The organism is Balneola sp., from assembly GCA_002694685.1.
In the GTDB taxonomy this organism is placed as follows: domain Bacteria; phylum Bacteroidota; class Rhodothermia; order Balneolales; family Balneolaceae; genus Gracilimonas.
In genome coordinates, this window is record NZMW01000004.1 from 37257 (window position 1) to 50767 (window position 13511).

Sequence of the window (13511 nt, forward strand, 5' to 3'; positions counted from 1 at the left end):
GATGTCTCTCAAAGGACATGTATATACTTGTAAAACGATTGGGGTGGTTCCGCAATTTTTTTAGATTCTACCTCTCAATTCAAAAAGCGACAAACACTATGAAACTGAACGAACTTTTTTCAAAAGGAATGAAATTTTTAATGATGCTTCTGATTGCAGCGATTATGCCGCAGCTCAGTTTTGCCCAAGATGCTGAAGCGGATGCCGACAGCACCGAAGAAGAAAAGAACAACGATTTACCCCTTGAACCGGGTAGGGAGTTTTCTTTTGATTTAGATGAAGGTTCGTGGATTGCTCTGGATGTAAGCCCTGACGGACAAACCATCGTTTTTGATTATCTGGGTGATCTCTATACCATACCTATGAATGGTGGAGAAGCGACACAGATTACAAGCGGTATGCAGTTTGACAGTCAGCCCCGATATAGCCCGGATGGGAACAAAATCGTGTTTATTTCTGATGCTTCAGGTGGAGAGGGTGTTTGGATTTATGACATTGAGACCGAAGAGAAAGAGCAGCTTACAAAGGGGAAGGATAATGAATACCAGTCGCCGGAATGGATGCCTGATGGCAAATATGTAATTGCTTCTAAAGATGATCCGGGTAACCACAAAATATGGATGTACCATGTGGATGGTGGTTCCGGTGTTGCTTTAACAGATGAGCCTGGTAACCTGAGAATGTTGGAAGGAGCTTTTGGAGCAGACGATAGATATGTTTGGTTCTCTCGTCGTTTTGGAACCTGGAATTATAACGCCAGCATGCCACAATATCAGATTGCGACTTATGACCGCGAAACCGGTGAAATTACGGTACAGTCTGACCGATATGGTTCTTCTTTCCGGCCAACACTTTCAAGTGATGGCAAATGGCTGGTATATGCATCTCGCCACGATGAGCATACCGGTTTAGTAAAAAGAGAACTGGAAACAGGTGATGAAAGCTGGCTGGCCTATCCTGTACAGCATGATGATCAGGAGTCGCGGGCTTCTCGTGATGTTCTGCCCGGAATGTCATTCACCCCGGATAACAAGCATGTAGTTGCTTCTTACGGTGGCAAAATCTGGAAACTACCTATTGATGGTGGAGATGCCGTTGAGATTCCGTTTTCAGTTGAGGCGACTATTGAGCTGGGTCCGGAGCTCGATTTCGATTATCCGATCGAAGACACTCCGCAGTTTGAAATTACACAAATTCGGGATGCAGTCCCTTCACCAGACGGGAAGAAGATCGCTTTTACTGCATTGAATGAAGTTTATACCATGGTTCTGCCGGATGGTGAGCCTAAGAAATTAGTAGATCTGGATGAAACTCAGGCACAGCCGGTATGGTCACCTGATGGAGAATGGATTGCATTTGTATCGTGGACTCCTGAAAGCGGGAAATTATATAAAGTCCGCCCGAATGGTCGCCGACTTCAGCAACTTAATGAGGAAGAAGGTGTTTTCCAGGATCCGGTTTGGAATAACGATGGAAGCCGAATTGTGTTGATCAAGGGTCAGCCTCAGGATTTCCGAAATGCAACCCGTCGCTCTGCTTTTCAGGGAACCAGTGACTTAATCTGGATTGATGCCGATGGTAGCGAGAATAACTTCATCACTTTTACTAACAACAGAGGTAATCCCCATTTTGTAAAAGGTAATGACCGAATTTTCCTTTCCAGCTGGGGTGGACTTGTTTCTATTCGTTGGGATGGTACTGATGAGAAAGAGATTCTTGAAGTCTCCCGAAGCGGAGGTGGTAACGCCTCTTGGATACGAATGGCTCCGGAAGGAGATCAGGCACTGGCACAGATCCGAAACGATCTGTTTGTAGTAACAGTGCCAAAAGTAGGCGGTGATGCTCCGAGTATCAGAGTAGGAGGGTCTTCCAGCTCATTTCCAAGTAAGCAGCTTACTGATATTGGCGGACAGTTTCCTGCATGGAGCTGGGACGCAAATAAAGTGCATTGGTCGATTGGTAACGCACATGTAATTTATGATTTCGATGCTGAAGAAGCCTATGAGGATAGTGTGGAAGCTGCTAAAGAAATGGAGGAGGCTAAGGAAGAGGAAGCTGAAGAAGAGGGAGAATCTGACGAAGAGATGGAAGAAGAGGAGAAAGAAGAACCTGAAGAGAATAAAGGCTATCAGCCTCAGGAAATTGAGATCTCTGTAATGGCAGATCGTGATATTCCGGAAGGAACCTTGGTTCTAAGAGGAGCTACTGTAATCACGATGAATGGTGATGAAATCATTGAGAACGCAGATCTGGTAATCGTAAATAATAGAATTACGGCGGTTGGTGCTCGGGGTGAAGTTGAAATTCCGTCCGGCGCTGAGGTCATGAATATGAATGGCAAAACTATCGTACCTGGTTTTGTAGATACTCATGCTCACTTTCGTCATCCTGTAAATCTTCATCGAGGAGAATTCTGGTCGTATTTAACGAACCTTGCTTATGGAGTTATTACGACTCGAGATCCCCAGACAGCAACCACTGATGTATTAACCTATCAGGATTTAGTGGTAGGTGGAAAAATTATGGGTCCTCGCGTTTATTCAACGGGTCCCGGCGTATTTAGCAGTGAAGACATCAGTGATCTGGATCACGCCCGTGAAGTTCTGGAAAGATACAGCAAGTATTACGACACCAAAACCATCAAGATGTATGGAGCCGGAAATCGTGAGCAGCGCCAGTGGATTATTCAGGCTGCCAAAGAGCAGGAGCTGATGCCAACCACTGAAGGTGCCCTCGATTTCAAAGAAAACCTGACTCAGGTAATTGATGGTTACCCGGGTCATGAGCATTCATTCCCAATTTTCCCGCTTTATGATGATGTCATAGACTTGGTAGCTTTCTCAAGAACGGTTTATACACCAACACTTTTAGTGGCTTACGGCGGACCTTGGGCAGAGAATTATTTCTATGCAATTGAGCGCCCACATGACGAGCCAAAGCTTCAGCGTTTTATGCCGCATCAAAATCTGGATGAAAGAACCCGCAGAAGAGGTGCCGGTTGGTTTATGGAAGAAGAGCATGTTTTTGAAGAGCAGGCTGTATTCGTGAAAGATCTGGTTGAAGCAGGCGGACGTGCCGGAGTTGGAAGTCACGGTCAGTTACAAGGACTGGGCTACCACTGGGAATTATGGGCTATGGCAGCAGGAGGAATTTCTGAGCATGACATCCTCAAAGTAGCCACTATTCAGGGTGCTGACGGAATTGGTCTTGATGATGATCTTGGCTCCATTGAAGAAGGAAAACTGGCTGATCTGGTTATTCTGAACAGCAATCCACTGGATAATATTCGAAACACATCAGATATCTCTCACATCATGAAAAACGGCTATCTGTACGAAGCTGAAACGCTTGATGAGGTATTCCCTAATCAAAAAGAACTCCCAACCTTCTGGTGGCAGAACACCGGGCCGATGGATGTTCCAGGCGTAGATCGTTAATGGTATAATCGTTATTCGTTGAGCGGGCGATTAACGAATAACGATTAACGAATAAATAGTTTAGAATTATAGAACTGACTCTTTAAATACCTCTTCAAATCCGTGGGGAGGTCGGTCGAGAGTCCACGTTTCGAAATAGAAGTGACGTTCGGATCTGAATTTTTTTCCGTTAATGCTAAAGAAGCGGAAGTTGTCAGGGACTAATTCCTGAAGGGGATAAAACATATCGGTGTATATATTCTTCTTTGAGAATAGGTGTAAATCAAAACCATTCTTGGCCTGCTCTTTATATACAACAATGAATTTATCTTCTAGAGCTTCTTTTAGCTCGTCTTTAAGGTGACCTACATTTGAGTTGGTATCAATATGAAGGTCTTTGATATCCAATCCAATTTCTGTCTTATCTGTCAGTACAAAGACTTCTCCAAGCTCGAGCTTTTCTATGGCTTCAGAAATTGATTCAACCTTGCCTTCTTGAGTAAATACGTTCTTCTTAGAGAAGGCTTTCTCTAAAGCATCAATCACTTTTTGATAACCGGAGATCCGGTTTAGCCCGAATTGTTCCTTTCCTAAATCAGTACCTGTCAGGTAAAACTTAGAATAGGTGGGATCCGGCTTCATGAAATCAGCGAGTGTCGATTCCATCTCATTGGTCTTCTTGTTCGCATTTCGGTCCGCCAGTTTATCCAGTCGCTGGTCGTGGTGGAAGAATAGTTTGAAGATATCGGTGTTTGGCATAATGATAAGTTTTTTCAAATTGAGTCATTCTGAGGCTACTGCCGAAGAATCTTCACGAGTATAATATTGCCTCACCATTGAAAAAGGTATTTGAAGATCCTTCGTAAGTATGCTCAGGATGACCTAATAAAGGTAATGGATTCAACTAACAAAAAAGCCCCGCACATAAGTTTATGTGCGAGGCTTTAAAATAAGTGCTTTCTAAGCTTAAATCATGGTTGCAATAACAAGTGCAACAACTGACATCAGCTTAAGCAAGATGTTAAGCGAAGGACCTGAAGTATCCTTGAAAGGATCTCCAACTGTATCACCTACAACACCGGCTTTATGAGGCTCAGAGCCTTTGCCGTACTCAACGCCGTCGATGGTTACGCCCTCTTCAATCATTTTCTTAGCGTTATCCCATGCACCACCAGCGTTAGACTGGAATAGAGCCATAAGAACACCTGCAGAAGTTACACCAGCAAGAAGTCCACCAAGCATTTCAGCACCAAGTGTTGGGCTGTCACTGATAAGTCCAGGAACAAAGCCGAAAAGTACGGGAACAATTACAGCTAATAGTCCGGGAACTACCATCTCGCGAATAGATGCTTGTGTAGAGATCTCAACACATTTTTCGTATTCAGCTTTTCCATCAGCAGCTTCAAAAGTAGTACGATCTTCGTCAGACCATTCAGCTAATTTCTTGCCTTCGTTTTTGTTCATCGCAGCAAGAGCTTTTGTCAATTCAGGAATATCGCGGAACTGACGGCGAACTTCTTCGATCATACTCATCGCTGCACGGCCTACGGCATTCATTGAAAGTGCAGAGAATAAGAATGGTAACATTGCTCCAACAAATAATGCAGCCATTACGGAGGGATTAGTAACACTAATAATCACTTCTACTCCAGGGTTTACAGCCTCAAATGCTGTAATGAAAGCTGCAAAAAGAGCAAGAGCTGTCAAGGCAGCAGAACCAATTGCAAAACCCTTACCGATTGCTGCAGTCGTGTTACCAACAGCATCCAGCTTGTCAGTACGCTCACGTACTTCCGGCTCTAATTCAGCCATTTCAGCTATACCACCGGCGTTATCAGAAATTGGTCCGTATGCATCAACTGCTAACTGAATACCAGTATTTGAAAGCATTCCAACTGCGGCAATTGCAATACCGTAAAGACCTGCAAATTCGTAAGCTCCGATAATTGCCACTGCAATAATAAGAATAGGAATAGCAGTTGAAATCATACCAACGCCTAATCCGGCGATGATGTTTGTTGCAGATCCGGTTACAGACTGCTTTACAATAGACCAAACCGGCTTAGTTCCGGTTCCAGTGTAATGCTCAGTGATTAAGCCAATGCCAAGTCCTGCAGCAAGTCCAAATATAGTAGCCCAGAAAACTCCGGTACTGTTATATGTTTCACCGTTGAACATCCATGTTTCAGGAAGCATCCAGGTGATAATGAAAAAGGACGCTACAAGCATAATAAAAGCAGAAAGGAATTCACCAAGATTCAATGCTTTTTGCGGGTCACCACCATCTTTAACACGTACAAAGAAGGTTCCGAAAATGGAAGTCAAGATTCCTACACCTGCAAGTACAAGAGGGAGAATTACAGCAGAAAGTCCGTTAAAGGAATCAGCCCAAGCGGCTCCATCAACGGTGGCGCCTGCGATAAAAGCAGCACCCAATACCATTGTACCTATAATAGAACCTACATAAGATTCGAAAAGGTCAGCACCCATTCCGGCAACATCGCCAACGTTATCACCTACGTTATCTGCAATTGTAGCAGGGTTTAGGGGGTGATCTTCAGGAATACCTGCTTCAACTTTACCAACAAGGTCGGCACCAACATCAGCTGCTTTGGTATAAATACCGCCGCCTACCCGAGCAAAAAGAGCGATAGAAGAAGCACCAAAAGAAAATCCTGTTACAACGGCTAATACCTTGTTAACAGCACCGGCTCCTTCAAGTCCAAAATGCATTCCGAAAATGATAAACAACAAACTTAAGCCAAGAACACCAAGGCCAACAACGGCTAATCCCATTACAGAACCACCGGCAAAAGCAACTTCAAGACCTTTACCAAGGCTGGTACGGGCTGCCTGAGTTGTTCTTACATTTGCTTTGGTTGCTACTTTCATTCCAATAAATCCGGCCAATCCTGAACAAATGGCACCAACAATAAAAGAGATGGCGACCATCCAGCTTGAGGTTGTTGGATCAGCACTTAAACCAAGTATGATAGCTACTACAAAAACAAAAATGGCAAGAACACGATATTCAGCCTTTAGGAAAGCCATTGCGCCACTCGCAATACTCTTGCTGATACGTTCCATGCGTTCTGTTCCAATTTCCTGCTTAGATACCCAAGATGACTTGAATATGGTGTACAGAAGCGCTAAGACTCCGGCGACCGGTATTAAATAGACTATAGTTTGCATTGTTTCCCGTTACGTTAGTTTATGTTTGATGCGCCAACAGGTTAACACTGGCGGCATTCATTAATTAAAGTTGTTCATCGTTTTGTTGATTCCTTCCCGAGCAAAATAAAGGGAGGCATCATGGGCATTTTGAATGCCCTCTTCTAAATATTTTTGGTCTGAATTGTTAAAAGGCGAAAGTACAAAATCAACCTGACGGCCCCGGGGGAAATCATTTCCTATCCCAAAACGCAATCGGGGAAATTCTCGAGTGCCTAAAAGGTCAATAATGCTGGAGATTCCGTTATGGCCTCCTGCACTGCCCTGAGATTTTAACCGGACATCCCCGACATCCAGGTTAAGATCGTCGTAAACAATAAGGCAGTCTCTTATATCAGTTTTGTACTCAGAGAGAGCTTTTCGTACCGCGACTCCACTCTTATTCATATAAGTAGTTGGCTTTATAAGCACTACATTCCGCCCTCTGTGCCTTCCCTCTGCAACCACAAAAGGCCCATTACCTGGGCCAAATGTTGTGGAAAGAGTTTCAGCGATTGCGTCAACAATTTCAAATCCTATGTTGTGACGTGTCCCATCATATTCTTGCCCGATATTTCCTAGTCCAACAATAAGGGGCATATCAAGCGGGGATCACGTTTCGGTTCTCCGTATTAAAAGAGAATGCTATTCTTCTGTTTTGTCTTCAGAATCAGCACCTTCTTCGCCTTCAGCAGCTTCTTCACCTTCGGCCAATTCTTCGCCTTCAGCAAGTTCTTCACCTTCAGCAACAGCTTCTTCTTCAGTCTCATCAGCAATACCTGCAACAAGATTTTCGAGGAAGTCAGCACCTTTAGGAGGACGTATAGTCACGATAGTTCGGCTTAGATCATCCAATGGAATAATACCATCGAGTTCTAAGTCAGAAATATGGAATGACTGTCCAATTTCAAGAGGTGAAATATCAATTTCAAATTCTGCAGGGATATCAGCTGGAAGAACACGGATACGAATGAAATTCATTGGCTTAAATACACGGCCACCGTTTTCTACAACTCCTTTAGCATTTCCTGAAATTTTGATAGGAACACGGAGTGTTACTTTTTGATCGTCAGCCAATACATAAAAGTCAGCATGGAGTGGACGATCTGTAACAGGATCATATTCGGTTCTTTTCAGAAGGGTTTTGTAGGTTTTTCCGTCAACAACAAGTTCTTGTAGCTTGGTTTGAGGCTTGCGTAAAATTTTCTCAAGCTCTAACTCGTCAATAGAGAAATGAACGTTTTCTTCAACTTCGGGACCATAGAGAACAGCAGGAACACGTAATTCTTCCCTGAGAGCTTTATTAGCTTGTTTGCTGGTATCTCTTACTTTTCCTTCAAGTTTTACTAATTCTGGGTATGCCATAATGCGTTTACCTTAATCATTAATTATCAAACAGTGCACTGATAGTGTCGTTAGTATGTATGCGTTGTATAGCTTCAGCAAAAATATTCGCAATGCTCAACACCTTAATCTTATCTGAAGGCTGGCGAAGCTGAACTGTATCTGTTACCAACAACTCGTCAATGGGCGAATCTTCGATTCGCTGAAATGCCGGACCCGACAAAATCGGGTGTGTACAAATTGCAATAATGTTTAAAGCACCTCTTTCTTTCAAAGCAGCTGCTGCATTAGTCAACGTTCCGGCGGTGTCGATCAAATCATCGACAATTAACACATTCTTTCCTTCGACCTCGCCAATCAAATTCATGATCTCGGATTGATTGGGTTTAGGTCTTCTTTTATCTATAAAAGCAAGACTAGCTCCTAACTTCTTGGAGTAAGCACGAGACATTTTCAGACTGCCTACATCCGGAGCTACCACAACCAAATTATCGATTGGATTCGAGGTAAAGTGATCAATAAAAGCCCGGCTCGCATATAAATGGTCGAGCGGGATATCAAAAAATCCTTGTATCTGAGCAGCGTGCAAATCCATGGTTAAGATTCGGTCAGCGCCAGCTTTAACCAGCAAGTTTGCCATTAATTTTGAACCTATTGAAACCCGGGGCTGATCTTTGCGATCTTGGCGGGCATAGCCAAAATATGGAATTACTGCTGTAACCCTCTTCACTGAAGCTCGTTTTGCGGCATCCAACAAAAGCAATAACTCAATAATGTTATCACCGGGAGGGGGAGTAGATTGTATTACAAAAATATCTTCGCCCCGAATGCTTTGCTCGTACTTAACGTACTGTTCTCCATCCGAAAATTTCTTAATAGTTACATCACCAAGTGATGTACCATATTCTTCAGCAATTGCTCTTGCTAAAGCCGGGTTACTTGTACCGGAAAAAATCGCCAGAGGTGTGTCCACTTTGAGCGCCTTCAGTTCAGGTTTACATACAAATTGTTTAAAATCGAATCAGTGATTTATAAACAAAAAGGATGGCTTAACAGTCATCCTTTGTATTAATTGTTGCCCGGGGAGGATTCGAACCCCCACTGCCTGGACCAAAACCAGGTGTCCTGCCATTAGACGACCGGGCAATACGTGTCATTGACAGACTCCAAAGATAGAAATCACTTTAAAAGCAATCAAGACTGAATCGCTTTTTTTAGTACAAAACATTCAGAGCACCTAGAAGCCTCGCAATAGGTTTTTAATTGGTGAACAGCGCCTAATTTTTTGCGATAAGCGGGGTTGCCGACATTTAGTGAGGTGTACTTTTTTAGTAAAGTTGGTGGTATTGGTGTTTTTAAATGTTTCCATGTTGAGAGTGAAGCATCAGCTAACGCATGAGATGCGAACAATTTCCCAAGCATATATAGAGCCGGTAAAAAAACTGTTCCATAGAGGATTTTCATGCGTCCGGAATTTTTAAGTGAGGACTTTTGATGCCAGCTATTCCATAAATCAGGAGCGTCTTTTGTGAGAAAATCTTCAAACGGTTGGTTTAAAATAAACTGACTGATTGATGTGGCTTGTTCAATTCTTTTTATTGGGTGGTTTGCCGGTCTTACTGATTTGTAACTCCAGTCTAAAAGTGAATCTGTATTTGCATCAGTAGCTGAGAGCCCGGCAATCTGTAAAGCAATCTTAATCCCATCTTCAACAGAGAGTCCATCCCACGTTTCAAGTAACTCTTTTGCAGTAGTTTGCATTGGTTCACGGTTGTGTGAAATCCCAAGCCCATCCCAGAGAGAAATAACAAGAGCGTGTTTCCAGGCTTTGGATGGTGTCAGGTTGGGATCATAAAATCGGATAAAGTCATTGGACTTTTTTTCAAAGTACTCATGATGAGCTTTCTCAATCTGAGCATAAAAAGCATCTTCGGAAATAAAATGGAGCCCTGAGCTGCAGGGCAGTTCTGAAGGGCTGGCAAAACTCTTTAAGAAAAGATGCAATTCCTGAGAAAGATAGGGCAATAGGTTCAGGGTACTCGGAGTGCTGCCATTTTGAGTTTGAACCGGTGAGGCACTGTAATCTGTAACAACATGCAGTATGACGGCATCAAAATTTGGATCATTATGGTGCCCATGGGAATTCCAATGCTCACTTTGAGTATGTATTTCAATATCCCCGTGCCAGGTTAACCCGTCAATTTCAATGGCGGCACGTTTGAAATCCGGACCATCGGAATTATTCAATTTCCCCTGATCGAGAATCTGTATTTGTTTTCCATCAGTGGTTTCCAACCGGCTAAAGTCGAATAGCAGGTTTTCCCAAATCCACTGCAGGAAGGCTTCAGAATGTTGAAAGCCGGTACTATCCATGCTGTGTTATTTCTTCAATCCCTTCTTCTTCAGAAAAGTGAAGGTTTTCAGTGGCTTCATAGAGATTGGGAACAGCATCTTTCAGGGTCTTCTTAACGCCTTTGGAAAAATTATCAATGCGGTGCTCATTTTCTTGTTTAAACTTCCGGCCTTTTTCTTCCAGCCAGTCTTTAGTTTCTTTGCCTTGCATACTAATCCAGCGGCGATTCACCTTTCCGCTTTTTGGTGTTAGCAGAAGTCCTGAAATAACACCACCTGCAAAGGCAGTAGCACCAACCAATACGGTTCCAATTAATCGTTTCATAAATCTCTCTTTTTAAGGTTTAGGTTAACACTGTTAATGTAAGAAATTCACCCTAATTTTTTTGATATTTTTAACACTAAGTGCAGAAAACGCTACCTTGGAGTGAAATCTAAATAGAGGATATGAAAAAGCAGATTGTTTTAATGGATCGTGCCCGAATAGAGCGCTCAATTAAACGAATGGCGATTCAAACATGGGAACGCTTAAGTAAGGAAAGTGAAAATGAGCTTATTGTAATTGGGATTAATGAGCGTGGAGAGGCGACGGCACAACTCTTGGTTGAGCAACTCCAAAAGCTGATGGAAACAAAAATCACTGTTCATAGATATGATGTTCAGGGAAGTACTTCACAGAATAACCTGCCAGACTGCAACGATACATTTGTGCTGCTTGTTGATGATGTGATTTTTTCAGGTAAAACAATGTTCCGGGCTCTTTCTGCAGTTTGCAATGTATATGAACCAACCAGTATCGAAATTGCGGCCCTGTTGGATCGCGGACATCGAAAGTATCCTTTAAGAACCGATTTAACAGGTCTTACATTACCTACAAAGCTAGGCGAGCATATTGAAGTAATGCTGAAAGATGGAAGTCTGGATCAAGCAATATTATTTAAAAACCAATAAATACTAAATGAACAAGATGGATTCTAAGATTAAATCAATTTTATCATTAATCGTTGCACTTTTTATAGCGACCGGTACATCAGCTCAAACAGTGTCAATTCCTGATACCTTAAATGGATGGGAACAACAATGGGTAGCCAGCCTTAATGGGTCACAAGCGGCCTATAGTAACTGGTCTCAGGGTGGGGTAAGCTCAGTAAGTGGAACAGGATCTTCAGTATTTACTCTCCTTTTTCGGGATGGAAAGTTCGCCTATGGGTTCCGAACTAATCTAAAGTACGGACAAGCACGCATTAATGGTGATGGTGTTCGTAAGACTGATGATCTTATTTCTATTCGAAATCGATTTACCTATACATTTGAAGAGGATGGTACGCTTTCTGCATATGGTGTAATAGGCTTTAAAACCCAGTTTGACCGAGGTTTTAATTACGATGCCAAAGTGGCCGGTGGTGACTCTCTTATCTCAAATTTCATGGCGCCTGGTTATTTCAATGAAGGAATTGGTTTAGCGTATGCACCCACCCAGAGTTTTATTTTTGAGGCAGGTCTTGGACTGAAACAAACAATAATCAGTGATGGCGAGCTGGCTCCAAATTATGGACTGAATCAAGGCGATAATTTTAGGGGTGAGGGTGGTTTGACGACCGGTATTAATTTCGAGAAAGCGATTGCTGAAAATATTTTGTATTCCAGCAGCCTTGAGACTTTTACGAACTTCTTGATTCCCATTAGCGAGACGGACGTAGCCTGGGGAAATGAGCTGGTCGGACAAATCAATAATGTGGTAAGTGCTTCTTTCCAATTTGAGCTTCGGTATGACAATGACTTTTCAAGCGAAGTGCAGCTCAAACAAGTGCTTTCTGCCGGTGTTTCTGTAAATCTTTACTAATGGATGAATCTTCGAAAAAGAAATTAGATCAAGCTCTGAGTCAAATCTCAGAATGGAAAAACTCTTTTGGAGCGTGGGAAACAGATCCCACGCTTTCTATTTCTGATGAAAAAGTCGAGCAAGTTTTCAGCAGATTGGTCCAGCGCCTGAAATGTAATTTCCCTTTTCATCATCCGGTTTATGCCGGGCAAATGCTGAAGCCACCACACCCACTAACCTGGGCGGCTTATGCTATGGCGATGTCCATCAATCCCAATAACCACGCGCTGGATGGTGGTCCGCCATCTTCAGAGATGGAAAAAGAGGCGGTCGCTGAATTAGCTAATTTCTTTGGATATGGAGATAGTTTTCTTGGGCATTTAACAGCCAGCGGTACCATTGCAAACCTTGAAGCCCTTTGGGTAGCACGAGAATCTCATCCAAAGAAGAAAATCGCCTTTTCCGAAAACTCTCATTACACCCATGGACGAATGTGTGGCGTTTTGCGGGTTGAAGGATTGAAAGTGCCGGTTCAAGAAAATGGTCAGTTTGATCTCGATGCCATCAACCCAAAAGAAATTGGGACTATAGTTGTAACGCTTGGAACTACCGGACTGGGAGAAGTTGAACCGCTGGATCAGATTTTACCCTGGGCAAAGGAACACGGAATTCGAATTCATATTGATGCGGCTTATGGCGGTTTTTTCCGAGCGCTAAAGGATTCAGATATCATTGATGGTACTTCCTGGAGGTTGATGGAGGAAGCCGACAGCATAGTTGTGGACCCTCATAAACATGGATTGCAGCCTTATGGTTGTGGATGTGTACTATTTAAAGATCCGGCTGTTGGGAAGTTTTATAAACACGATTCGCCATACACCTATTTTACCTCCGATGATTTACACTTAGGGGAGATAAGTCTGGAATGTTCAAGAGCCGGAGCTGCAGCCGTAGCTTTTTGGGCAACGCTACAGATGTTTCCTTTAAAGGAAGAAGAGGGTTTTGGACCGGTTCTTAAAAAGTGCTTGCAAGCGGCTCGGAATATGTACGAATTGCTGGAAAAGAGCGAAAAGCTGAAGGCTTTCAAAAAACCGGAATTAGATATCTTAGGATATTTCCCAGCCAATGTAAGTTCGACATCAGAGATTTCAGCGAAGTCAAAAGAGGTGTTTGATGCGGGGATGAGAGAGCAGTCGTTTTACCTTTCGCTATATAAAATACAGGCGGATACTTTTCATCGGCTGCATCCGGAATATGAAGTGGATTCGGAGCAGGTCACTATTTTGAGGAGCGTGTTTATGAAACCGGAGCAGAAATCTTTTGCGGAGGAGTTGCTCCAAAGGATTGAAAAAGTTATATAGTCGGCC

Annotated in this window: 11 protein-coding genes and 1 tRNA gene; 4 read left to right on the forward strand and 8 right to left on the reverse strand. The window is 43.0% G+C overall.

The window, feature by feature from the left end; genetic code table 11:
• The first annotated feature begins 98 nt into the window (after nt 1-98).
• Nucleotides 99-3437 carry an amidohydrolase gene (locus CL667_05725; protein ID MAL17190.1) on the forward strand — a complete coding sequence of 1113 codons (3339 nt, stop codon included), beginning with the start codon at nt 99-101 and terminating at the stop codon, nt 3435-3437.
• Between the two features lie 66 nt (nt 3438-3503).
• Here the strand turns inward: CL667_05725 and CL667_05730 are convergent, their stop codons facing one another.
• The 8 genes from CL667_05730 to CL667_05765 all read right to left on the reverse strand — a co-directional run bounded on the left by CL667_05730 (nt 3504) and on the right by CL667_05765 (nt 10647).
• The gene (locus CL667_05730) at nt 3504-4175 is read right to left on the reverse strand and encodes a hypothetical protein (GenBank protein MAL17191.1); all 672 of its coding nucleotides are present in this window, start codon (nt 4173-4175) and stop codon (nt 3504-3506) included.
• A 207-nt stretch (nt 4176-4382) separates the two neighbouring features.
• A complete protein-coding gene (locus CL667_05735; protein ID MAL17192.1) occupies nt 4383-6608 on the reverse strand; it encodes a sodium-translocating pyrophosphatase in 2226 nt (741 codons plus the stop codon).
• Nucleotides 6609-6668: 60 nt separating this feature from the next.
• Complete coding sequence (locus tag CL667_05740; GenBank protein ID MAL17193.1) at nt 6669-7226, reverse strand: aminoacyl-tRNA hydrolase; 558 nt, start codon at nt 7224-7226, stop codon at nt 6669-6671.
• A gap of 45 nt (nt 7227-7271) precedes the next feature.
• The gene (locus CL667_05745) at nt 7272-7991 is read right to left on the reverse strand and encodes a 50S ribosomal protein L25 (GenBank protein MAL17194.1); all 720 of its coding nucleotides are present in this window, start codon (nt 7989-7991) and stop codon (nt 7272-7274) included.
• Nucleotides 7992-8010: 19 nt separating this feature from the next.
• Complete coding sequence (locus CL667_05750) at nt 8011-8943, reverse strand: ribose-phosphate pyrophosphokinase (protein MAL17195.1); 933 nt, start codon at nt 8941-8943, stop codon at nt 8011-8013.
• Nucleotides 8944-9042: 99 nt separating this feature from the next.
• Nucleotides 9043-9116 (reverse strand) — tRNA-Gln (locus tag CL667_05755).
• A gap of 48 nt (nt 9117-9164) precedes the next feature.
• On the reverse strand, nt 9165-10343 hold the full coding sequence (locus CL667_05760; protein ID MAL17196.1) for a hypothetical protein: 1179 nt from the start codon (nt 10341-10343) through the stop codon (nt 9165-9167).
• Nucleotides 10336-10647, reverse strand: coding sequence for a hypothetical protein (locus CL667_05765; GenBank protein ID MAL17197.1), 312 nt, complete (start codon nt 10645-10647; stop codon nt 10336-10338). Before CL667_05765 ends, CL667_05760 begins: the two co-directional genes overlap by 8 nt.
• A 143-nt stretch (nt 10648-10790) precedes the next feature.
• On the opposite strand from CL667_05765, the gene CL667_05770 reads away from it, so the two are divergent.
• From CL667_05770 to CL667_05780, 3 genes are read left to right on the forward strand one after another with little or no spacing between them, the layout of a single operon-like run.
• Nucleotides 10791-11273: a hypothetical protein gene (locus CL667_05770; GenBank protein MAL17198.1), complete on the forward strand. Its 483-nt coding sequence runs from the start codon at nt 10791-10793 to the stop codon at nt 11271-11273.
• Between the two features lie 16 nt (nt 11274-11289).
• Nucleotides 11290-12165, forward strand: a complete 876-nt coding sequence (locus CL667_05775; protein MAL17199.1) for a hypothetical protein — start codon at nt 11290-11292, stop codon at nt 12163-12165.
• Entirely contained in the window at nt 12165-13505 is a 1341-nt protein-coding gene (locus CL667_05780; GenBank protein ID MAL17200.1) for an aspartate aminotransferase family protein, read from the forward strand. The genes CL667_05775 and CL667_05780 overlap by 1 nt, the downstream gene beginning before the upstream one ends.
• The last annotated feature ends 6 nt before the right edge of the window (nt 13506-13511 follow it).